The organism is Arthrobacter sp. B10-11, assembly GCF_033142195.1.
Taxonomy (GTDB): Bacteria; Actinomycetota; Actinomycetes; order Actinomycetales; family Micrococcaceae; genus Arthrobacter; species Arthrobacter oryzae_C.
Genome location: NZ_JAWMTH010000008.1, coordinates 16,670 through 36,999 on the forward strand (window position 1 = coordinate 16,670; position 20,330 = coordinate 36,999).

The following is a 20,330-nucleotide window of genomic DNA, read 5'->3' on the forward strand; positions in this document are numbered from 1 at the left end:
GGGTGGCATAACGCCTGAACCGAGGCACGTGATGAGCGTTGACCCAGCTCCGAACACCGGCGGAGGCATCCGCGCCCGGATTAGGGACCGGATTGCCGCGCACCCCGTTGCCGCTTTTCTGATCCTTGCCATCCCGCCGGCCTGGCTGGCCCAGTGCCTTGCCATCGTCTTGTTGCAGGACGTCACTCCCGGGCTCCTGGTGGAACTCCTGGTCCTGCTGGGGGCCGCGGTCCTTGTGACGGCAGCGGCTGAAGGCCGTTCCGGGGTCCGGCGGTTGTTCAGCGGCGTGGTCCGCTGGCGGGTGGGCGCCGGCTGGTACGCCATGGCGCTGCTGGCGCTGCCGCTCCTGACCCTGCTGACCGCCGTCGTGACCGGCACGCTCCGTGAGCCGGCCAGCGGCTGGGCGGCCACCGCAGGGATATACCTGCTGAAAGCTGTTGTCGTCGGTGCCCTGCTGGGCAACGTCTGGGAGGAGCTGGCCTGGGCGGGAGTGGTCCAGCGGCGGCTGATGGACCGTAAGGGCGTGCTCGCGGGCTCAGTCCTGACGGCCGTTCCGTTCGCGCTGATCCATCTGCCCCAGGCCTTTGCCGAACGCGGGTTTACGGCCACGCCCTGGACGGACGTGGCCCTTTCCTGGGGAGTCCTCTTCGGGTTCGCCTTCCTGGCCCGTTACCTACTGGGTATGGTCTTTGTCGGAACCAGCGGGAGCATCCTGATCCTGGGGCTCCTGCACGGTTCCATGAATGCATCCCAAGGCATGGACACGGTGGACTGGTGGCAGTTCATTCCGGCGGTGGCGGTGCTGACGGCGGCTGTCGCCGCGTACTTCGCGGCCAGGTCCGGATCTGCCGCATCCGAGGAGTTTTTGTCCAGATAACGGGACTTAGATGCCCCTGAGGGGCCATTATCTGGACAAAAACTCCGGAGAGGCAGGCAGCCTGAGGGAGGAAGGCCAGTAGCCTTCACCCTGGTCTTCCGCCGCGGTGGTCTTCCGCCGGGTGGCGGGCGCGGATAATCTGGGACGTGCCAGGATGCTGCCCGTACAGCACCCCAGTTCCTGGCCAAGAGAGGCGCGACATGTCAGAGAAGCTGCATCTCAGCCCGGAAGATGATTTTCCGGAGGATCTTTCAAAAGTTGAGGACAAGGATCTTCAAATTCTTGACAGCCAGGTCCAGCGCCAACTCGATTACGAATACGTGGCCGAAGGCGAGCCGAATCCGGAGACCGAATTCCGGCACTATGACCTCGATGAAGAGTTCAGCGAACGGGACAAGCGGGACTAGCCGTCCACCGGTATTTCCAGCACGTTCGCGTCCTCGGACCAGCTGCTGCGCGTGCCCAGCTGAACGCTGAGCTCCTGCATCCGCGCTGCGATCTGTCGCGCGCCCTTTCCGGCCAGCCGCGCCTGGAACCCGGTGATTTCGGTGGGGTGGAGCTGCAGCCGGACAGGGACGCCGCCCGACGTTTCCAGGCGGAAAATGAAGGACTGGTCGTTGCGTTCCACGGGGTCCACGGCATAGTCGTCAATGAAGTCCCCGGCGCTGTAGATGAGGGGCCGGCCGCGGTAGAGTTCGACGCCGCGGAAAATGTGGGCCGAATGCCCGAAGACGACGTCGGCCCCGGCATCCACCAATGCCCGCCCCAGCTCCCGGTGGGCGGACGGCACCTCGGCTCCCCAGTTGCCGCCCCAGTGGGCCGAAACCACCAGCAGGTCCGCGCGGGCCCTGGTGCGGCGGACCAGGGCAAGCAGGTCCCGGACCCTCGCGTCGTCCCACTGCCGTTCCCCGACCGGAACGTAATACACGCCGGGCCGCTGCGGCCCCGCCTCCCAGTCCGGCTGGTTGTCTGTGAAGGCAATGAGTCCGACGGCGGTTGGACCCACCCGCCTGATCACCGGCCGCAGCGCGGCCTCCAGGTCCGGCCCCGCCCCGGCGTGCAGGATTCCCCAGCGGTCCAGTGCAGGCAGGGTCTCCCGGAAGGCATCCAGCCCGTAATCGAGGACATGGTTGTTGGCGAGCGCGACGGCGTCGATGGCTGCCGCGCTCAGGACGGCCACGTTGCGGACGTCCGAGCGGAAGTGGAACACCTTACCCGGCTGGGGCGCCCCGCCGTCGGCCAGGACGCACTCGAGGTTGGCGAAGCGGATGTCCGCCCGGGCCAGGACGGGCAGCGTATCGCCCCAGGGGAAGCCGGGCGGGACGGATTTGAGCTGCCGGTTCACCAGCCGGCCCAGCATCACGTCGCCCACGAATGCCAGCTGCATGCGCCTACTTTTCCGCCGGGGCGGCCACCGCATGCCGCGACCCTGCTTTGAGGGCGGTCCTGATGCTGACCTTCGAGGTGTAGGAGATGGACCCGTACTGGAACAGCCGCACGGCCACGCGGAGCATCACGGCGGCACCGACGTAGAGGATGGCGATCACCAGTGCGGCTTCCATGACGCCGAGGGAACCGAAGGCGTTCCGCAGCAGCGCTGTGACCGGCGCAGAGAACGGGAAGTACGTGAAGACCTGGACGATCGGGGAATGCGGCTCGGAAACCACCAGGCTGACCGAGTAGAAGGGGATGAAAATCAGGGCGATCATCACGCCCATGAAGTTTCCGGCTTCCTTGGCTGTGGGCATCACGGCGCCGATGGCCACCAGCGTGGTGGTGAAGAGGGCGAAGCCGCCCACGAGGATCAGGAAACCGACGGCCATGCGCAGGGGGTCGAAGATCAGCTGCGACGCCTCGAACTCCGGGATGCTCAGCGCATCCCGGTAGAAGAGCGCGCCGACCAGGACGGGGGAAGCGAACACCGCCACCTGCACGAGGCCCACCATGAACAGGGCCAGCACTTTGCCGGTGATCAGGGTGGTGGGCTTGAGGGTGGTCAGGATCATCTCGGTGACCCGGTTCTCCTTCTCCTCCAGCGTGGAATTCAGCATCTGCCCCGCGAGGAGCATCACCAGCCCGTAGAAGACCACCAGGAACGCCATCGGCGGAATCACGGAGTTCATTCCTCCCGCCACCTCGGACCCCTGGTAGGTGACGGTTTCCACTTGCGCCGCCCCTGACGCGAGGCTGGACAGCTGGGGCGAGCCGATTCGCACGGCCACGGCGCGTGCCAGCATGGCCTGCGCGACGGCGGCGTACTTGCCGTTCTCGAACAAGCCCTTGTCCGTGCCGTACACCTTCACTGCCGTGGTCTCGGGATGCGCGGGGAACTCGAAGTAGGCATCGACCGCGCCGGACTGGACGGCCCGGACACCGGCATCGGACGAGTCCGCTGGAACGGCGCCGAATGCGGCTGCGTCGGCGGGGGTGATCAGTCCGGAGGCGTCCCGGTAGGAGATGCTGAACTGGGCGTTCTTCTGGGCCTCGGCGGCGGAGCTGGTGCTGGTGTTGCTGAGGAAGATCATCCCGAACACCACGGCCATGATGACGGGTACGGACAGGGTGCCGATCCAAAACCGGGGCTTGGTCACGGTGCGCACGAATTCGAAGCTGGTGACCGTTCCAAGGTTGTGCCGGGCCATCGCTAGGCACCCGGCCTCGCGGCAACGCGGGCAGGGACAGCGACCGGCGGCGGCTGGCTGTGCTCCCCGTACACGCGGATGAAGATGTCCTCCATCGAGATCTTGGTGGTGGTGAAACTGCGGACGATCAGGCCTGCGTCCATGAGCTCCCGCAGGATGGCCGCCTCGTCGGTGTCGTCAGTGATGGAGAGCTCGGCATAGTTGGTTTCTTCGAGCGTCACTTCGTAGTGGGGTGACGCCGGAATGCGTCCTGCGTGCCGGAGGCGGACGATCCTGCCGCCGTACTTGTTCTGGACCTCGTCAATGGTGCCGTATGCCTCCGACGTGCCGTCCTTGAGGAGGATGATGCGGTCGCACAGCCGTTCCACTTCCTCCATCTGGTGGGTCACCATGACCACCGTGGCGCCGTCGTTCTTCTGCTCCGCGATGATGTCCATCAGCAGCCGCCGGTTTACCGGGTCGAAGCCCTTGGTGGGTTCGTCCAGGATGAGGAGTTCCGGGCGGTTCATGATGGTGACGCCGAGCTGGACTTTCTGCTGCTCGCCGCTGGAGAGCTTGTCCACCTGGGTGGCGGCCTTGCCGGCCAGGTCCACGCGGTCCAGGTATGCCAGCGACCAGTGCCGCGCCGCGTGCCGGTCCATTCCCTTGAGCCGGCCGAAGTAGGTCATGACGTCCATGACCTTTTCCTTCTTATAGAGCCCGCGTTCTTCCGGGAGATAGCCAAGCCGGCCGCCGTGCTCGGGTTTGAAGGGCCGGCCGTTGATGTGCAGGACCCCGGCAGTGGGTTCGTAGAGGCCCAGGAGCGCACGGATGGTGGTGGTCTTGCCCGAGCCGTTGCTGCCGAGGAACCCGAATGTCTCGCCGGCGCGGACATCGAAGGAGAGATCGCGGATCACGGTGGTGTCCGCGAAGTCCATCCGGAAACCGCTGATATGCACCACTGGTTCGTCCATGGCCGTCGCCGCCTGTACCGAATCATTGCCCGCCAACGTCGGTTCCCCCCGAGGCAGGCTGCCATGTGAACAGACTGACCGGAGCGTGCCTCAAACGGAAGGGGCGAAGGTCCCGGCAGGCGTGCGGGAACGGTACCATCATGACCATGCCCGGAGTACTCGACATTGCAGGTCCCATCCTGGAAGTGCTGACCTGGATTTGCCTGCCCGCCGGCCTGATCCTCCTCGTGGCTGTGGGGACGATGCGGCGGTTCGAGGATCAGTGGACCCAGTCGGAAGGCGTGGTCTACTCCGACGAAAGCGGCGTGGGTTTCCGCTGGTATGACCACCATTACCAGGTCCACAACGCGCCCATGTCCCCGCACGACATCCGGCACATGGCCCCGGGGGACGCCGTCACCATCCACTATGCGGTGAAGACGCCCACCCGCTGGCGGACCAGTGCGCCGGAGGTCCGCGGCGAAGCGGCCGGCGTCCTGGGCTGGATCCTGAGCGGCATCGGAGCGGCCGCCTTTGTTGCCGGCTTCCTGCTGCCGATGTTCTGAGCCGTTACAGCTCGAAGTGCGTCCTTGCCGGGCCTTGGCCCAGGGAGTCCACAATGGCCGCGGCCACGCCGTGCAGTTTGACGTTCCGGGCACTTGAGGCCGCCTTCAGCAACTCGAAGGCCTCCTCCTGGCTGCACCGGTTCTGGGCCATGATGATGCCGATGGCAACGTCGATGGCGGTGCGGGTCTCCAGCGTTGCCTTGAGGTTGTCCGCCGTCTCGCTGAAGTGGGCGAAACGTACGGCAAGCCGGAGGGCCATGGACGTCTGGCTGACAAAATCCTCGGCGAGCTCCAGGACCTTGCCCTCGAACCGGCCGGGCCGGTGGGAGTAAAGGTTCAGCGCCGCCCGGGTGTCGCCGTCCAGCTGGAACGGCACGGCGAGGATGGAACGGACTCCGTGCCCCAGGACCGTCTCCGAGTACTTGGGCCAGCGATCATGGGCCTCAAGATCCACGACGTGCACGGTCACCTGGTCACGGGAGGCGGTCATGCACGGGCCGTCGCCATAGGCATACTGGATTTCGTCCATCGCCTGCGCCTCGGGGCTGCTGCTCGCCACCGTCGCCGCTTTCCGGTGCCGAAGCAGCGTAATTCCGCAGAGGACTGCATCCCCGGGTTCGGACAGGCTGCGCGCGGAGACACGTGCGAGTTCGTGAAGGAATTGCCCTACATCCGAGCTGTTCAACACCATTTCGTGCAGATGCTGGCTGATGGACGTTGCGGTGTTTGCGGTCGTCTCGCTGGCCACGATGTTCTTGCTGCCATTTCGTTCAGGTCAAAACGAACCGGCAACGCCGCGTCCACCCTGGCGTACGCAACGCGGGGTAGCAGGCAGAGAAGCCGGATCGTAGAACTATCCAACGGCCCTCTGCTAGACCGTACCGGGAAATTATATACATCAGTTCAGAGCCTCCGGACGCATGTGACACGGCCGTCGGCTGAGCCGGCCCGGCCCGGCGGATGTCGTTCAATGGCCGGCGAATCCGGGCCGAAAGTCCCTCGCAACCGGCCGCCGCCTGCCGGATAGTTGGATAACAGTGGCCGCCGATGTCCCTCCCCGCATGCCGGGCTGCACACCCATGGCGTGCACGGACCCGTACGGCGGCCTGGAGCCACGAGGCGAACGGCCGGCCATGAGCATTTTCGAGGACAGAGTTGAAGCGGGACGGCGGCTGGGGCAGCGCCTTGAGTATCTTCGCGGCCAGAACATCGTGGTCCTCGGCCTGCCCCGGGGCGGTGTTCCGGTGGCGTTCGAGGTGGCCACGGCGCTCGACGCCCCCCTGGACGTGATCGTGGTGCGGAAGCTCGGCGTCCCGTTCCAACCCGAGCTGGCTATGGGAGCCATCGGCGAAGGCGGTGCGCGGGTGCTGGACAAGCACATCATTTCCCGCGTGCGCGTGACGCAGGCCGAACTTGAGGCTGTCGAAGACCGGGAACGCGCCCTGCTCGAGTCACGGGTGGCGCGGTTCAGGAAGGGGCGGACCCGCGCGGATTTGCGGGGACGCACCGCAGTGATCGTCGACGACGGCATCGCCACCGGTTCCACGGCCCGCGTTGCGTGCCGCATCGCCCGGGAACTGGGCGCCGCCAAGGTGATCCTGGCAGTGCCGGTGGCGCCCGCCGATACGCTCGCGGACCTCACGGAACCGGACGAAGTCGTCTGCCTCGCCACGCCCCGCCAGTTCACCGCCGTCGGCTACCACTACCGGGACTTCTCACCCACCGGCGACGACGAAGTGGTACTGCTGCTGGATGCGGCAGCGAAGCGGCTGCACAGTGCCCAGACAGTTGCCAACGGAACCGCCGTCGACGAGGACGTCCAGATCCAGGCGGGGGAGGTGCGGCTCCAGGGGCACCTGTACCTGCCGGTGGCGGGCGCCGCCGTCGTGGTGTTCGCGCACGGAAGCGGCAGCAGCAGGCACAGCCCCCGCAACCGTTTCGTGGCGTCGTTCCTGCAGCGTGCGGGGCTGGGCACCCTGTTGCTGGACCTGCTCACGCCGGCCGAGGAACTCAACCGGGCCAATGTGTTCGACATCGGGCTGCTCGCCGGCCGGCTGACGGGGGCAACGGCATGGCTCGGCGACCGCCCGGACACGGCCCGGAGCCGCATCGGATACTTCGGTGCCAGCACGGGGGCCGGTGCCGCGTTGTGGGCCGCAGCGGAACCCGGCGCCCGGATTGATGCCGTGGTGTCGCGGGGCGGCCGTCCTGATCTGGCCGGTGAGAAGCTCTCGGCGGTCCGTGCACCCACGCTCCTGATCGTGGGCGGAGCGGACCGTGAAGTGCTGGAGCTCAACCGCTGGGCCCAGGCACTGCTGCGTTGTCCCAGCCAGCTGTCCGTTGTTCCGGGTGCCACGCACCTTTTCGAGGAGCCGGGGACATTGTCTGAAGCCGCGGCGCTGGCGAGGGACTGGTTCCTGCGCTACCTCGCGCCCGGCGGGGACCCGACCGGAGGCTATTCCGGGGAGTGATGCGGCAGGCCGCCCCTCAGGATCTCCTCATACAGGGAGACGTGGTCGGCCACCATCCGGCCGGTGCTGAAGCGCAGCTCGGCGGCCCGGCGGCACGCGCGCCGGTCCAGTCCGGGGGCGAGCGACAGGGCGTCGGCCAGTTCGCCAATGCCGCTGCGGAGGTAGCCCGTGACGCCGTCGTCCACTATTTCGGGGGCCGCCCCTGAGCCCGTCCCCACCACGGGGGTGCCGGTTGCCAACGCTTCGATCATCACCAGGCCGAATGGTTCGGGCCACTGGATCGGGTTGAGGAATGCCACCGCCCCGCCCATGAGCTGGTACTTTTCCGCGGCGGTAAGTTCGCCGAGGAACTCCACCTCGGGTCCCAGGAGCGGTGCAATCCGGCTGTCAAAGTAGTCCTGTTCCTCCCTGCCCAGGATGCGCGCAGACATCAGTAGCCTGTACCCGGCCCGCCGTGCGATCAGGATTGCTTCCCGGGGCCCCTTGTCCGGACTCATCCGCCCGAGGAATGCCGCGTAGCCGCCGGCGCCGTCTCCCACCGGCACGGAGCCGACATCGATGCCGTGGTGGATCACCCGCGCGATCCGCACGCCGGCAGCGTCCGCGGCCTGCCGGTGCGAGATGGCCACCATGGCCACGTCCGGACCCATCAGCCGGTAGAGGTCGCCCAGGAGTGAACTGAACGGGCCGTGGTTGGTGGTGACGACGGGCAGGGCGGAAGGGCGGTAGCGGAAGAAGGGACCGGCCACCGTGTGGTCGTGCACGAGATCCACTCCGGTCAGTGCCGCATAGGCCCGGGCCACGTGGTACAGCTCCGCGGTGGCGGACCAGGTGGCGGCGGCCGAACCGGCGCCGGCCGCCGGCATCCCCGGCACCAGCGGAACCGGGCAGGTGCTTCCCTCCGGCGCCGCCAGGAGAACGTCGTGACCGGCGGCCAGGAGTCCGCGGGCCAGCCCGTCCACCACCACTTCGGTGCCGCCGTAACGGGGCGGAGGCACCGGCAGCCAGGGCGGCGCGATCAGTCCGATACGCACGTTGGATCATCTCCTTGCACCCGGGGATGCCGCATTTTTCCGCGAGCCAAGAATGCCACTCACGCGAGCGCTTTCCCAGTGTCTTTAGTCCCCAATCCGCTTTTCCTTGAGCCACTGTGCCGCTCTTGGTACTGTGTTGATATCAGTCTGGGGTTGATGCAATAGAACGGTGAAGCAGTCCGCCGTTTGTGTCTCGCTGCTGTGGGGAGTCGCATGAGCCCGGACCTTCCGGTAGTTAGTAAGTACCCGTCAACCAATCCCTTCACTCCTTCCGCCGGATGGCGCCATGTGGCGTGAACCCATCCGGAGGCGCACCGAGGACCTGTTGCGCGACTTCGTGGCCCGGGCAGATGAACTAGTGCGTGCCCAGGACCAGATGCAGGGCTTGCTGGGTGCTGTTGTTTCCCTGACCGAGGACCTAAGCCTCGAAGCAGTCCTGGACCGGGTGGTGCAGTCGGCGTGTGAGCTGGTCGGCGCGCGTTATGGCGCGCTCGGTGTAATCAACGACGATCACGAGCTGGGACACTTCATCACGGTGGGAATTGACGACGACGGCATCCGGCTGATCGGCGACCTGCCCACGGGCCGCGGCGTGCTGGGGCACCTGATCCGCCGGCCTGAGGCACTCCGGCTGGACGATCTGGGCTCCCACGAAATGGCCAGCGGATTCCCGCCGAACCACCCTGACATGAAGACGTTCCTCGGGGTGCCCGTCAGGGTCCGGGGTTCCGTCTTCGGAAACCTGTATTTGACGGAAAAGCTCGACGGCGGGCCGTTCGCCCCGGAGGACCAGGAACTCGCTTCGGCATTGGCAGCGGCTGCCGGCGTCGCTATCGAGAACGCCCGGCTCTACGAGGACACCCGGCGGCGCCAGCGCTGGCTCGAGGCGGGACTGGAGGTCAGCGACCAACTCAGTGCGGCCGTGTTCCCCGGCGAAACCGACAACCTGGACCTCGTTGCCGAGCGGGCATTGGGTGTCTCGGATTCGATCCTGGCCGTGATCGCCTACCCGGACGCTGACGGCACGCAGCGCTGCCGGACGATGGTTGGCGTCCAATCCCTCCCGGCAGGCCAGGAGCTGCCGTCATCGGAGGTCATTGCCGAGGTCCTTGCGACGGGAGCTTCGGCTCTGGTGCGGGACCCCAACGAGGTCTTCGGAGCCGGAACGGATGAGAAACTGGGTCCGGTACTGGTGGCCGCCCTGGGGCGCAAGAGCAGCGAACGCGGCCTGATCATCCTGGCACGTCCCGCCGGCGGCCCCCTCTACCTCCAGTCGGACCTGCAGTCCAGCGCCGTTTTCGGTTCCCGCGTGGGGCTGGCACTCGGGCTGGTCCGGGCACGGCAACGGCGGGAGGAACAGCTGCTGTCCACGGACCGGGACAGGATCGCACGCGACCTGCACGATCTGGTGATCCAGCGGCTCTTCGGGGCGGGGCTCAGCATGCAGAGCCTCCGCCGGTACATCCCGGATCCTGTAGCCCAGGAACGCATCTCCGCGGTGACGGCCGAGCTGGACAGCACCATCCACGAACTCAGGGACACTATCTACTCAATGCGGACCGGCCACGGCCAGAAGGAGCCGCTCACCGGCCTCATCATGCGGACCATTCACGAGGGCATCCGCAATTCCGAATTTTCACCCAAAGTCCAGCTGACGGGACCGGTGGACGAAGCGGTTCCCGACGCCGTCGTCGAGCAGTTGCTGCCGGTACTGTCCGAGGGACTGAGCAACGCCGTCCGGCACTCCGGGGCCGACGAGATCAACATTTCACTCACCGCCCTGCCGGATTGCGTGGAGCTCAACATCATGGACAACGGCCGCGGGTTCGAAAATCCCACGCGCGTCAGCGGCCTCGCCAACATGAAACATCGGGCCATGGCCCTGGGTGGCGAATGCACCATCAAGAGCCGTCCCGGACACGGAACCCGGCTGACCTGGACAGCCCCTTCGCAGTGAGTCTGGCGCAGAGAGTGTGACCCGCGTGGGCTTAGCCCCGCAGCTCGAAGCCCAGTTTCGTGAGTATTCCGGCCACCTGGATTTTCACGGTTGTCCGGGCAAAGCGCGTTTCCTCGCTGATCTGGCGGTTGGTCAGCCCCTGCCCCATAAGGGCCAGGACCTTCAGCTCCTGCGAACTCAGCCCGCTGTGCGCGCGGTTGACCTGCGCCCTGTACAGCCGCTCCATGACTTCGCGCTCGACGCCGGGCTCCAGCAGTGATTCGCCGGTGGCCACCCGGCGGATTCCGTCAAGGAGCGCCGTCCCGGGCAACTGCCGGAGAACATAGCCGGCCGCCCCGGCCAGTACGGCACCGCTGAGGGCATGGTCGTCGTCGTAACTGCTCAGGAGAAGGCACCGGAGGCCCGGGTTGTCGGAAAGAATTTCCCGGCATACTTCGATGCCGGTGCCATCCGGCAGGTGGGCTCCGATGACCACAAGATCGGGGCTCAGGGCCGGGATTTCACCGCTTGCCTCCGTGGCCGAGCCGCTCTCGCCGACCACCTGGAAGTGCGCTTCTTCCAGCAGCTCGCGGATTCCCACCCGGACCAGGGCATGGCTGTCCAGGATGAATACGCGCGTCCCCCCAACACCGTTGTTCCCGATTGCTGGGTCAGCGGCCACCGTGAGCCTCACCCAGTCCTGGCTTCATCGGATCGGTGACAGCCTGTCCCGCGTGCCGGCTGACACTGCGCTGGCTACGGAAGGCGTAGTACAGAAGGCCCAGGCCTGCCACCAGCGGCACCACGGCGGTGAGATACTCCACGGCGCGGAAACTGACGGCGGACTGAAGGGCAAAGGACAGACCCAGAACGGCCAGCCCCGCCGCCGGAATCAACGGCCACTTCATCCGTTCCGGCGTGAAGGTCAGCGACGCAAAGGTGGCGGCGAGGCCCAGGAACAGCACGGCCGCTCCGGGCCAACCGTCCAGTGCCGGGGGCAACGCCACCACCAACGCGAGGGTGAGCATTACCCCGCAGGGAATCAGGGCCCACCAGTTGGCCCGCACCCGGGCGTACACCGCCGCAAACCCTGCGGAGATGGACAGGAAGAACAACGAGCCTGGCCAGTCCCCGGCTGATTCGGGCCACAGCTGCGTCATGGCGGACACTCCGGCCAGCCCCAGCAGGACAAATCCCGGAATGGCCGCCCACCAGTAATCGCGGCTCCTGGAAAAGACTGCCAGGAAGACTGCGCCGGCGGTGCCAAAGATGAACGGCCACACGAGCAGTGCGGTATCGAGGACACGCAGGGCGTCCAGCAGTAGCAGGACGCCGGCAAGCAGGAGGACAACGCCTGCGATGATGCTCGCCGTTGCTGCTTTCATGACGATGCTCCCGGGACTTGGGTGCGCGGTGCCAGCCGCGCTGGTGCATAGAGGTTGGGGATGGGGGAGGTGCCGGGCCTCACCCGGACGCCGGGCCGGCTGCCGGTTTGGCCACCTTGGAGTCCTGGCCTACCACCAGGACAGGGCAGTGGGCGTGCGCGGCGCAGGCCCCGCTCACGGATCCCATGACCTGGGAGAGGAAGCCGCCTTCCCCGCGGCGGCCCACCACCAGCAATTGCGCATCGCCGCTTTCGTCGACCAGGGTCTTTGCCGGCGGACCGAACTTCACGGTGCGGGACAGCTGTGCCGGCGGTGACGCCCCAAAAGCCCTCTCAACTGCCTGGTCGACCAGGCGCTTGGCTGTCTCCTCGAGTTCCTCCATGCTGGGGACGCGCCCGGCAGGCAGATGGGACGCGAGGTAGAAATCAGAGGTTCCCAGGCACGTGATGATCTCCAGCGGGGCGTTCAGGCTGCCGGCCATTCGCCCGGCGAGCTGCAGTGCAGCAGTGGAGAACTCGGAACCGTCCACGCCCACCACGATCCGTTCTTCAGTGTTCATGGATTCCAGCGTGCACCGCCCGGGTCCGCCTGCCTAGGGTCGAAAGTCACCGCGGCGATGCCCATGACTTTCGGCTCTATTGACTTTATAGCCGGAGGGACGATCCTTAATATCAATCCGGTTCGGAGGTCAATGATGCCGCTTTCTGACCATGAAAAGGACATCCTGAAGCAGTTGGAGCAGTCGCTTCACGAGGATGATCCACGCTTCGCCGCGCGCATGGAGGGCCAGTCCCGGTCGCTGATGCGGCGGGTGGTACTCGGTGCCCTGTGTGTGGTTGTCGGGCTACTCACGGTAATCTGGGGCGCCGCCATACACCTGGTGTTCCTGGGGGTCGCCGGGTTTGCCGTGATGGTGGCCGGCGGTTACTACGCATCCCTGGGCATCAGCCCGAGCAGGCTTCGTTTCGGGCGCCCGAGCATGGGTTTGCCGGGCCAGTCGCAGCATATCTAAGACCCCAACGATCATGACCTCACCAGGCAGGGTGCCGGAGCACGGCTGCTGAGCGCCGGCCGCAGGCGGGGGCGCTCCTTCCTAGGACTCAGAGGGCCAGCCAGAAGGGCTGCGTCCATGCCGTTGCGCCCCTAGGGTGGAATGACGACGGCGGCGGCCGGCAGTCGCGGAAGACGGCATGCCGCCAACTACCCAGAGGAGTTCCTGATGAGAGTTGCTGTAACCGGAGGAAGCGGAAAGCTGGGCAGGAGCGTGGTGCGCAGGTTGTCCGAGGACGGCCACAATGTCCTGAACCTGGATCGCACGGGCGCCAGGGGCCGCGGGTTCACCGAGGTGGACCTGCGCAATTACGGGCAGGTCCTGGACGTCATCCTTGGCCTCGATGACCGGCACTCGGGCTTTGACGCGATCGTGCACCTGGGGGCCATCCCGGCTCCGGGCCTCGCACCGGACGCCGCCACCTTCGAGAACAACATGCTCGGCACGTACAACGTCTTCCAGGCGGCCCGCCGGGCCGGAATCAAGAAGGTGGTGTACGCCTCCAGCGAGACGGTGCTGGGGCTGCCGTTCGACGTCGATCCCCCCTATATCCCGGTGGACGAGGAATACCCGGCCCGGCCGGAAAGCACCTACTCCCTGGTGAAGCACCTGGAGGAGCAGATGGCCATCCAGCTGACCCGCTGGGATCCGGAGCTGAGCATCACCGGCCTGCGGTTCTCCAACGTGATGGACCCGGAAGATTACGAGGACTTCCCCTCCTTCGACGCCGACGCCACCCTGCGGAAATGGAACCTGTGGGGCTATATCGACGGCCGCGACGGCGCACAGGCCGTGGCCCGGGCCCTGGAGCACGGCAAGCCCGGCTTCGAGGCATTCATCATTGCCAACGAGGACACCGTGATGAGCCGGTCCAGCGCCAGCCTGGCGGCGGAAGTCTTCCCCGGCGTCAAGGTGGTCAAGGAGCTCGGCGAACACGAGACCATGCTTTCCATCGACAAGGCGAAGCGCCTGCTGGGGTTCGCCCCGGAGCACACGTGGCGCACCTACCACTCAAACCGCACCACACCCACCGAGGACTGAGGAGAATTATGCAATACCGCACACTGGGCAACAGCGGCGCCGTCGTTTCCAACTACGCGCTGGGCACCATGACCTTCGGCGCCGAAGCCACCGAGGAAACGTCCTTTGCCATCCTTGACGATTACTTCGCAGCCGGCGGCAACTTTATCGACACCGCGGACGTCTACAGCCAAGGCGTTTCGGAACAAATCATCGGCCGCTGGCTGGCGGCCCGTCCCGACGTCAGGGACAGCGCCGTTCTGGCCACGAAGGGCCGCTTCCCCATGGGCACGGCCCCGAACGACCTGGGAACGTCCCGCCGCCATCTCACCCGCGCCCTCGACGACTCGCTGCGCCGACTCGGTGTCGAACAGATCGACCTCTACCAGATGCATGCGTGGGACCCCATCACGCCGCTGGAGGAGACGCTGCGCTTCCTGCACGACTCCGTGAGCAGCGGCAAAATCGCCTACTACGGCTTCTCCAACTTCCTGGGCTGGCAGCTGACCAAGGCGGTCCACCTCGCCAGGGCCCACGGCTGGAGCGCCCCTGTGACCCTGCAGCCGCAGTACAGCCTGCTGGTCCGGGAGATCGAGTCGGAGATTGTTCCGGCGTCGCTGGATGCCGGGATCGGGCTGCTGCCGTGGTCGCCCCTGGGCGGCGGCTGGCTTTCCGGCAAATACAAGCGCGACGAGGCACCGGCCGGCGCCACCCGGCTGGGCGAGAACCCCCAGCGCGGCATGGAAGCCTGGCAGGCCCGCAACGATGACCCGCGCACCTGGGAGGTCATCGGAACCGTTGAAAAAATTGCCGCGGACCACGGCGTGAGTGCCTCACAGGTATCCCTGGCGTGGCTGGCGGACCGGCCGGCGGTCACATCGGTGATCCTCGGCGCCCGCAGCACGGAGCAACTGGCGGACAACCTTGCTGCTGCGCACCTGGAGCTGACCGAGGAGGAAACCCGCCGATTGACCGAGGCCAGCCAGCCCCGCGTTGGGGTGTACCCGTACGGTCCCATGGCCCACGAGCAGCGCAGCCGGAAGATTGAAGGCGGACGCTAGCCGGCGCGGACTGCACGTCTGAAGGAAGGAGGCCGACGGCGGCGCGTGCTTGCCGGCGTCGGCCTCCTTTTCTTGTCACGCAGGTGCCCGGCGCTGGCTCCGCCGCGCCCTTTCGGCGGTAGGATCTGTTTACTATTCGCTGGGGGAGGACGGATTACGTGGCAGGATCGCAGCAACGGAATGTGGCTATTTTCCTGGATATGGAGAATCTGTTCGGCGGGTATAAGAACGACGTCACGTCGGTGCCGCTGGCCATGGTGGTCCGCGACATCGAGAAGGTCGTCCGGGATACGGACCTTGGCGGGCGAACGGCGCTGACCCGGGCATATGCCAACTGGGCCCGGGCTGACATGGCCGGCTACCGGAGCCAGTTGCTGGCACACAACATCAAACCCGTGCAGATCTTTTCCTTTGACCAGAGCAGCAAGAACGCCGCGGACATTGAACTGGTGGTTGACGCACTGGAAGTGGCCGCGGACATGCCGTGGATAGACCTCTTTGTGATCGTCAGCGGCGACGGGGACTTCGTCCCGCTCCTGCGCCGCCTGCATGCTCTGGGAAAGCGCTCACTGGTGGCCACCACATCGCAGCCGAAGGCCGGGGCTGTCAACAAGGTCCTGCAGTCCGTTGCCGACCATTTCCATGTCATCGACATTCCCGCGCCGCCGGCTGCCGCGGCCGCGGTGGGTAAGCCGGCGAAGAAGAAGAACGAAGCGCCGCACACCGAGCTTGAACTCTACAAAGCGAGCGTCCACGCGTTCCTGAAGGACGATGCCACGCTCTGGGAGAAGGGCCTGGTGAACGTGGCCCGCCTGGGTCATTTACTGAGGGACCGCTGGCCCAACGTCACCTACAAGACCTTCGGATACAAGACCCTGACCTCGTTTGCCGAGGAAGGCTGCGGACTCAAGGTGATCAGCACCCCCGCCGCCGGGCCCAAGGCCCGGGCAAAGGTGTGAGTCCTCAGCCGGCGGGAAGGACCTCGTAGCCGTCCGCCTTGGACACGAGCTGGCGGCCGTGGTTGCCGTCGAAGCGAAGCCACATCACGGCGGAATCGTGCGTGGCGTCCTCCACCTCGCCGGTGCGGATAAACCTGCCGTCGAGCCGCAGTTCAACCCGGCTGCCAATCAGCTGCTGCCAATCGCCGGCTGGTTCAGGAACGGGGGCGGGGGCGGTCATTCCGGGTCCTTGTCTGTGATCGCTAACAATCATGAAATGGTATCCGCGCCAACACTGTGAAGCAAATCACACCGGGTCTGTGGCGTGTTTCGGACCGGGGGAGGCGCCGGGCGGACAAAGCCGCCCGGCGCGGGCCGGAATTGAGGTCAGGCCCGGACGCTGAGGCCCGGAACGCTGTCGTGGATTTCGAAGGAGGCCTTGGTGCTGACGGGGGATCCCGGCGTCGTGACGTAGTCAAGTACGCGGAAATCCGCCTGCAGGGAGTCCTTGGTGATGCGCGTGTTCACGTAGCCGCGGTTGTCGTTGTAGAACTTCAGGTGCGGGTTCCAGGCCATCACCGGATCAACCGTGGAGCCGGACCCGTTGCCGGTGGACGTGACAGAAGTGCACACCAGCTCGGACCCCACCGCCGGCGAGGCCGGATCCTTGTAGTCAACCTTGACGTCGTTGGCCCAGTTCCGGTGGACGTCGCCCGTGAGTACGACGGCGTTGCGCACCTTCGCATCCACCCAGCCCTGGGTGATGCGCCGGCGTGAGGCGGCGTAACCGTCCCAGCCGTCCATGGACACATCGTCGATTTCCGGTGCCCTGTTGCGGTCCCGCTCCGTGAAGAAAACCTGCTGGCCCAGGACATCCCACCGTGCGGTGGAGTTCCGGAAGCCGTCCAGAAGCCACTTCTCCTGCTCGGCGCCGGTGATGGTGCGGTCCTCGGCCAGCCGCTCCTGCACGTTCTTCTTCCAGCCGTCGCCTGCCAGCTGGTCATCGCGGTACTGGCGGGTATCCATCATGTGGAAATTGGCCAGTTGGCCCCACTGCAGCGTGCGGTAGATCTTCATGTCGGCCCCGGCCGGGACGGAGGACGCGCGCAGCGGCATGTTCTCGTAGTAGGCCTGGAACGCCGCGGTGCGGCGCTGGCGGAAGCGCTCCGCCGAGTCGTTCATCTGTGCCGGATCGGAGTTTTCCGGGACCTCGTCCGCCCAGTTGTTGTCCACTTCGTGATCGTCCCAGACCACAAGCCATGGCGCCACGGCGTGTGCGGCCTGAAGGTCGGGATCCGACTTGTACTGGGCGTGGCGCTGGCGGTAGTTCTCCAGGGTGACGGTTTCGGGTCCGGCATGGTCGCGGGGGTTTCCGCCGCCAATCACATACGACTCCTTCTTGTACTCGTACAGGTAGTCGCCCAGGTGCAGCACCAGATCAGGCTGGTCCTCCGCCAGCCGCCGGTATCCGGTGAAGTAGCCGTGCTCGTACTGGGCGCAGCTGGCGAAGGACATCGCCAGGGCCGCCGGCGTTTCGTGCAGGGCGGGGCTGGTGAGGGTCCGTCCCACCTGGCTGATGTACTGGCCGCTGCGGAAACGGTAGAAGTACTCCCGGCCGGGCTTCAATCCCCGCAGTTCCACGTGGACGGAGTGGGACGTTTCGATCCGGGCATGCTCGACGCCGCGCGCCACCACCTGCTTCATGGCCGCGTCCTCGGCCACCTCCCAGGCCACCGGAACGCTGCGTGCCGGCATGCCGCCCAGGCCGTCCCCGGCCAGGGGGTCCAGCGCCAGTCGGGTCCAGAGGACAAAGCCGTCCGGCCAGGGCTCGCCGGAGGCAATGCCCAGCGTGAACGGATCGGAACGGAGTCCGGCGCCAGACATGGTGGACGTGGCTGCAACGGCCGCGCCCGGAACGGCGGCGACAAGGCCGGCGCCGAGGCCGGCGGTGAGAAGGGATCTGCGGGAAATGGTATCCATGCCTTGAAAGCTATGCAGGCTGTTTTGACAGCGGCTGTCATAGGCATGAATGCGGCGTTAACGGTGCAGGGACTTCCCTAGACTTCCACCACGAACTGCGCGGGTGCGTACCGGACCCCGTTAATCTGCAGTTCCAGGGCATGGCTGCCCGGGTGGTGCACCCGCGTGGTCATCTGGCGGAAGGCGTGGCGCTTCGTCATGGTCCGGGTTTCGCCGGGGTCCAGGGTCAATGCCGCCAGTTTGAAGACCTTCTCCGTTTGCGAGCCATTCGCCTTCATGTAGTGCACGACGTAGTCCACCGCCAGCCTGGCCGGATCGGCTCCCGTGTTGGAAATCTCGAATTCGAAGCCGAGGTCCGCCGGAAGCGTCACGGTGTCCCGGTCCAGCCTCGGCGGCGTCACTGCAAGGGACGCCGGCGCGAACCCTTGCAGGGCCAGGGCGCCGGGATGGGCTTTCTTGACCAGGGTGCGCAGGCCGTGCCGGAGCACCCACGGCGTGTTGGCATCCGGTGCGGCGGTCCAGGCCGCGGCCGTCGCCAGCACCGCCTCGGGAGAGTGGCGTGCCAGGTCGTTGAGGTGGTTTGCCACAGAACGCCGGACGTTCTCCACCGGATCCCGGTACAGCGCGTCGAGGACGGGAAGTGTGGCCTCCGGCCGCTGGATCAGGCCCGGAATCCGGACCGCCCAGGGAAGGTAGGGCCGGGTCCCCTCGCTGGCGAGGCGCCGTACATGCTCATCAGGGTGCACGGTCCAGGTCAGCACGACGGCGAGGGCGCGGTCCAGATCGGCGGCCAGCAACCGGCGGATGGCGAATTCTCCGGTCAGCCGCGGAGTCAGTTCGGCAAGGAGTTGGAGGCAGTCTTCAATATGGTCCGGTCCGGCCGAACCGAGGGCGAGCGTTACTGCTGATTCAGTGACCGGCCAAATTGTCCAGCCGGTGAAGCCAGGATCCTGGAGGGCGCTCCGGAAGGTCCGTGCCGCCGTCGAATAGTCCCCTTCGCCGGCAGCGGCGAGATCCGCCAGCAGCCCCCGGCTCACGTGGTCGGTGCGTTCCCGGAGGCTCAGGTTGTCCAGCGAGGCGCCGGCCTCCGTGACCTTGGTCCAGGCCACGCCGGGAGCGGCATCCGCGAGTACGCGCACCAGCCTGTCAACGGCCGCTCGGTCAATCAGTTCGTTCATGGCACCCATCCAGTCAGGCTACCGCTGCCGCCGTCCCACGGCGGGTCGCTCCACCCTGGCGGCCCGGAGTGCCAGGGCCTGCCGCGAGCCAAAATCGCGGAAGCGGGATAATGTCAGCGGACACAATTTTTTTGGAATGCATAGGCGGTAGCGGCACATGGCTGAAGATCGAACCCGGAAATCGCCGCACTGGTGGCGCGTCTTCCACGACAAGTTCGTGGTTGAAGAGCGGTACATGAGTGCTGCCTCCCGGAAGAACCTTTACCGCATCGCCGTGATCCTGATGGTCATTGGTGCCGGGCTCTTCCTGCTCACCTTGACGGACGTCCTTGGCAGGGACGGGCTGACCGGGCTGGATGAGCCTGCGCGCTCCTGGTTGGTCAGCCAGCGCTCGGAGCCGGCTACCGCCATCATGATCTTCCTGGCGATCGTGTTCGGCCCTGTGGCGCTGCCGATCATCATCCTGGTGGTCACCGTGGTCTGGGGGATCGCAGCCAAGCACGCCTGGCGCCCGCTGCTGCTGGCGGGGGCCATGCTCACAGGAGTTGCGCTGGCCCAGATCATCGGGCGCTCGGTAGGGCGACAGCGGCCCCCCTTGGACCTCATGCTGTTTGGTCCGGACGTCACTTTCTCCTTCCCTTCCGGGCATGTGCTGGGTGCCTGTGATTTCCTGCTGGTCACGGCGTTCCTGGTCTTCTCACGGCGCCAGAGCACCTGGCCCGCTGTGTTGGGCTTTGCCGGGGCCGCCGTCGGTATTGTCCTTGCTTCCATCAGCCGCCTCTACCTGGGCTACCACTGGGTCAGCGACGCGCTGGCCTCACTGTTTATCTCTTTCGTGGTCCTGGGGGCCGTCATCGCGCTGGACACCTGGCGGACGGCCCGCATCCCGGGAGAACAGATCACCGGCGAGCTGTCCAAGGCCGACACCATCGAAAGCTAGCGACAGGTGGCCGCCGAAGAGGACGTCCGTCGCATCTGCCTGGCACTGCCGGGGGTCACGGAGCGGCCCAGCTGGAACCAGCCTGCGTGGTTCGCGCGGACACTGATGGCCAGGCTCTGGGAGGACGGCGTCCTCACGGTCAAGACGCTGGAACGGGAAGCGCTGGCCGGGACCGATCCCGAAACGTATTTCTGGACTCCGCACCACGACCGCTCACCCCGGCTGGTCCTGGTCAGGCTGGACCGGATCGACGTGCAGGAGCTGGCGGAACTTCTTGAGGAGTCGTACCTCATTGCCGGCGGCCGCCCTTGAACCCCGA

At 66.3% G+C, this 20,330-nt stretch carries 22 protein-coding genes; 11 read left to right on the plus strand and 11 right to left on the minus strand.

The features are described 5' to 3' along the window. The first annotated feature begins 31 nt into the window (after positions 1-31). Positions 32-877: a CPBP family intramembrane glutamic endopeptidase gene (locus RW112_RS19840; protein ID WP_317783407.1), complete on the plus strand. Its 846-nt coding sequence runs from the start codon at positions 32-34 to the stop codon at positions 875-877. Between the two features lie 200 nt (positions 878-1,077). After that, positions 1,078-1,284 (plus strand): hypothetical protein, encoded by a 207-nt coding sequence (locus RW112_RS19845; RefSeq protein WP_305942262.1) that lies wholly within the window; start codon positions 1,078-1,080, stop codon positions 1,282-1,284. On the opposite strand, the gene RW112_RS19850 is transcribed toward RW112_RS19845, so the two are convergent. From RW112_RS19850 to RW112_RS19860, 3 genes are read right to left on the minus strand one after another with little or no spacing between them, the layout of a single operon-like run. Then, positions 1,281-2,264 (minus strand): CapA family protein, encoded by a 984-nt coding sequence (locus RW112_RS19850; RefSeq protein ID WP_317783408.1) that lies wholly within the window; start codon positions 2,262-2,264, stop codon positions 1,281-1,283. The genes RW112_RS19845 and RW112_RS19850 overlap by 4 nt on opposite strands. A 4-nt stretch (positions 2,265-2,268) precedes the next feature. Continuing rightward, positions 2,269-3,519 carry an ABC transporter permease gene (locus tag RW112_RS19855; RefSeq protein WP_317783409.1) on the minus strand — a complete coding sequence of 417 codons (1,251 nt, stop codon included), beginning with the start codon at positions 3,517-3,519 and terminating at the stop codon, positions 2,269-2,271. 2 nt (positions 3,520-3,521) lie between these two features. Next, positions 3,522-4,472, minus strand: coding sequence for an ATP-binding cassette domain-containing protein (locus tag RW112_RS19860; protein ID WP_317783410.1), 951 nt, complete (start codon positions 4,470-4,472; stop codon positions 3,522-3,524). A 140-nt stretch (positions 4,473-4,612) separates the two neighbouring features. Here RW112_RS19860 and RW112_RS19865 point away from each other — a divergent pair, with 140 nt between their 5' ends. Then, entirely contained in the window at positions 4,613-5,017 is a 405-nt protein-coding gene (locus tag RW112_RS19865; protein ID WP_317783411.1) for a hypothetical protein, read from the plus strand. Positions 5,018-5,021: 4 nt separating this feature from the next. Here the strand turns inward: RW112_RS19865 and RW112_RS19870 are convergent, their stop codons facing one another. Continuing rightward, positions 5,022-5,765 carry a GAF and ANTAR domain-containing protein gene (locus RW112_RS19870; protein WP_317783412.1) on the minus strand — a complete coding sequence of 248 codons (744 nt, stop codon included), beginning with the start codon at positions 5,763-5,765 and terminating at the stop codon, positions 5,022-5,024. Positions 5,766-6,150: 385 nt separating this feature from the next. Between RW112_RS19870 and RW112_RS19875 the strand changes: the two genes are divergently transcribed. Beyond that, positions 6,151-7,488, plus strand: coding sequence for a phosphoribosyltransferase (locus tag RW112_RS19875; RefSeq protein WP_317783413.1), 1,338 nt, complete (start codon positions 6,151-6,153; stop codon positions 7,486-7,488). Here the strand turns inward: RW112_RS19875 and RW112_RS19880 are convergent. Further along, positions 7,473-8,522, minus strand: coding sequence for a glycosyltransferase family 4 protein (locus RW112_RS19880; protein WP_317783414.1), 1,050 nt, complete (start codon positions 8,520-8,522; stop codon positions 7,473-7,475). The two genes, RW112_RS19875 and RW112_RS19880, sit on opposite strands and share 16 nt — an antisense overlap. Positions 8,523-8,808: 286 nt before the next feature. On the opposite strand from RW112_RS19880, the gene RW112_RS19885 reads away from it, so the two are divergent. Beyond that, entirely contained in the window at positions 8,809-10,479 is a 1,671-nt protein-coding gene (locus tag RW112_RS19885) for a GAF domain-containing sensor histidine kinase (RefSeq protein WP_317783415.1), read from the plus strand. Between the two features lie 31 nt (positions 10,480-10,510). On the opposite strand, the gene RW112_RS19890 is transcribed toward RW112_RS19885, so the two are convergent. From RW112_RS19890 to RW112_RS19900, 3 genes are all read right to left on the minus strand, one after another. After that, positions 10,511-11,140, minus strand: coding sequence for a response regulator transcription factor (locus tag RW112_RS19890; RefSeq protein WP_317783416.1), 630 nt, complete (start codon positions 11,138-11,140; stop codon positions 10,511-10,513). Beyond that, positions 11,130-11,843 (minus strand): hypothetical protein, encoded by a 714-nt coding sequence (locus RW112_RS19895; RefSeq protein WP_317783417.1) that lies wholly within the window; start codon positions 11,841-11,843, stop codon positions 11,130-11,132. Before RW112_RS19895 ends, RW112_RS19890 begins: the two co-directional genes overlap by 11 nt. Positions 11,844-11,922: 79 nt before the next feature. Continuing rightward, the gene (locus RW112_RS19900; protein ID WP_317783418.1) at positions 11,923-12,402 is read right to left on the minus strand and encodes a universal stress protein; all 480 of its coding nucleotides are present in this window, start codon (positions 12,400-12,402) and stop codon (positions 11,923-11,925) included. A gap of 132 nt (positions 12,403-12,534) precedes the next feature. Here RW112_RS19900 and RW112_RS19905 point away from each other — a divergent pair, with 132 nt between their 5' ends. From RW112_RS19905 to RW112_RS19920, 4 genes are all read left to right on the plus strand, one after another. After that, positions 12,535-12,855 (plus strand): DUF3040 domain-containing protein, encoded by a 321-nt coding sequence (locus RW112_RS19905; RefSeq protein ID WP_317783419.1) that lies wholly within the window; start codon positions 12,535-12,537, stop codon positions 12,853-12,855. A 207-nt stretch (positions 12,856-13,062) separates the two neighbouring features. Next, positions 13,063-13,935: an NAD(P)-dependent oxidoreductase gene (locus RW112_RS19910; RefSeq protein ID WP_317783420.1), complete on the plus strand. Its 873-nt coding sequence runs from the start codon at positions 13,063-13,065 to the stop codon at positions 13,933-13,935. A gap of 8 nt (positions 13,936-13,943) precedes the next feature. After that, positions 13,944-14,975, plus strand: a complete 1,032-nt coding sequence (locus RW112_RS19915) for an aldo/keto reductase (RefSeq protein WP_317783421.1) — start codon at positions 13,944-13,946, stop codon at positions 14,973-14,975. 182 nt (positions 14,976-15,157) lie between these two features. After that, the gene (locus RW112_RS19920; RefSeq protein WP_317783480.1) at positions 15,158-15,934 is read left to right on the plus strand and encodes an NYN domain-containing protein; all 777 of its coding nucleotides are present in this window, start codon (positions 15,158-15,160) and stop codon (positions 15,932-15,934) included. A gap of 4 nt (positions 15,935-15,938) precedes the next feature. Here the strand turns inward: RW112_RS19920 and RW112_RS19925 are convergent, their stop codons facing one another. The 3 genes from RW112_RS19925 to RW112_RS19935 form a co-directional block, all read right to left on the minus strand. Continuing rightward, positions 15,939-16,154: a hypothetical protein gene (locus RW112_RS19925; RefSeq protein ID WP_317783422.1), complete on the minus strand. Its 216-nt coding sequence runs from the start codon at positions 16,152-16,154 to the stop codon at positions 15,939-15,941. A 146-nt stretch (positions 16,155-16,300) separates the two neighbouring features. Beyond that, positions 16,301-17,893 carry an alkaline phosphatase D family protein gene (locus RW112_RS19930; protein WP_317783423.1) on the minus strand — a complete coding sequence of 531 codons (1,593 nt, stop codon included), beginning with the start codon at positions 17,891-17,893 and terminating at the stop codon, positions 16,301-16,303. Between the two features lie 77 nt (positions 17,894-17,970). Next, on the minus strand, positions 17,971-19,080 hold the full coding sequence (locus RW112_RS19935; protein ID WP_317783424.1) for a DNA alkylation repair protein: 1,110 nt from the start codon (positions 19,078-19,080) through the stop codon (positions 17,971-17,973). A 148-nt stretch (positions 19,081-19,228) separates the two neighbouring features. On the opposite strand from RW112_RS19935, the gene RW112_RS19940 reads away from it, so the two are divergent. After that, positions 19,229-20,011 carry a phosphatase PAP2 family protein gene (locus RW112_RS19940; RefSeq protein ID WP_317783425.1) on the plus strand — a complete coding sequence of 261 codons (783 nt, stop codon included), beginning with the start codon at positions 19,229-19,231 and terminating at the stop codon, positions 20,009-20,011. Between the two features lie 6 nt (positions 20,012-20,017). After that, positions 20,018-20,323: an MmcQ/YjbR family DNA-binding protein gene (locus tag RW112_RS19945; protein WP_317783426.1), complete on the plus strand. Its 306-nt coding sequence runs from the start codon at positions 20,018-20,020 to the stop codon at positions 20,321-20,323. Positions 20,324-20,330: the final 7 nt, after the last annotated feature.

Excerpts from the sequence above, each read along its gene's own strand:
- RW112_RS19900 (WP_317783418.1), bottom strand. The coding sequence starts at position 12,402 with ATGAACACTGAAGAACGGATCGTGGTGGGCGTGGACGGTTCCGAGTTC.
- RW112_RS19840 (WP_317783407.1), top strand. The coding sequence starts at position 32 with ATGAGCGTTGACCCAGCTCCGAACACCGGCGGAGGCATCCGCGCCCGG.
- RW112_RS19865 (WP_317783411.1), top strand. The coding sequence starts at position 4,613 with ATGACCATGCCCGGAGTACTCGACATTGCAGGTCCCATCCTGGAAGTG.
- RW112_RS19850 (WP_317783408.1), bottom strand. The coding sequence starts at position 2,264 with ATGCAGCTGGCATTCGTGGGCGACGTGATGCTGGGCCGGCTGGTGAAC.
- RW112_RS19875 (WP_317783413.1), top strand. The coding sequence starts at position 6,151 with ATGAGCATTTTCGAGGACAGAGTTGAAGCGGGACGGCGGCTGGGGCAG.
- RW112_RS19845 (WP_305942262.1), top strand. The coding sequence starts at position 1,078 with ATGTCAGAGAAGCTGCATCTCAGCCCGGAAGATGATTTTCCGGAGGAT.
- RW112_RS19910 (WP_317783420.1), top strand. The coding sequence starts at position 13,063 with ATGAGAGTTGCTGTAACCGGAGGAAGCGGAAAGCTGGGCAGGAGCGTG.
- RW112_RS19925 (WP_317783422.1), bottom strand. The coding sequence starts at position 16,154 with ATGACCGCCCCCGCCCCCGTTCCTGAACCAGCCGGCGATTGGCAGCAG.
- RW112_RS19935 (WP_317783424.1), bottom strand. The coding sequence starts at position 19,080 with ATGGGTGCCATGAACGAACTGATTGACCGAGCGGCCGTTGACAGGCTG.
- RW112_RS19930 (WP_317783423.1), bottom strand. The coding sequence starts at position 17,893 with ATGGATACCATTTCCCGCAGATCCCTTCTCACCGCCGGCCTCGGCGCC.
- RW112_RS19855 (WP_317783409.1), bottom strand. The coding sequence starts at position 3,519 with ATGGCCCGGCACAACCTTGGAACGGTCACCAGCTTCGAATTCGTGCGC.
- RW112_RS19895 (WP_317783417.1), bottom strand. The coding sequence starts at position 11,843 with ATGAAAGCAGCAACGGCGAGCATCATCGCAGGCGTTGTCCTCCTGCTT.
- RW112_RS19885 (WP_317783415.1), top strand. The coding sequence starts at position 8,809 with ATGTGGCGTGAACCCATCCGGAGGCGCACCGAGGACCTGTTGCGCGAC.
- RW112_RS19860 (WP_317783410.1), bottom strand. The coding sequence starts at position 4,472 with ATGGACGAACCAGTGGTGCATATCAGCGGTTTCCGGATGGACTTCGCG.
- RW112_RS19905 (WP_317783419.1), top strand. The coding sequence starts at position 12,535 with ATGATGCCGCTTTCTGACCATGAAAAGGACATCCTGAAGCAGTTGGAG.
- RW112_RS19915 (WP_317783421.1), top strand. The coding sequence starts at position 13,944 with ATGCAATACCGCACACTGGGCAACAGCGGCGCCGTCGTTTCCAACTAC.
- RW112_RS19940 (WP_317783425.1), top strand. The coding sequence starts at position 19,229 with ATGGCTGAAGATCGAACCCGGAAATCGCCGCACTGGTGGCGCGTCTTC.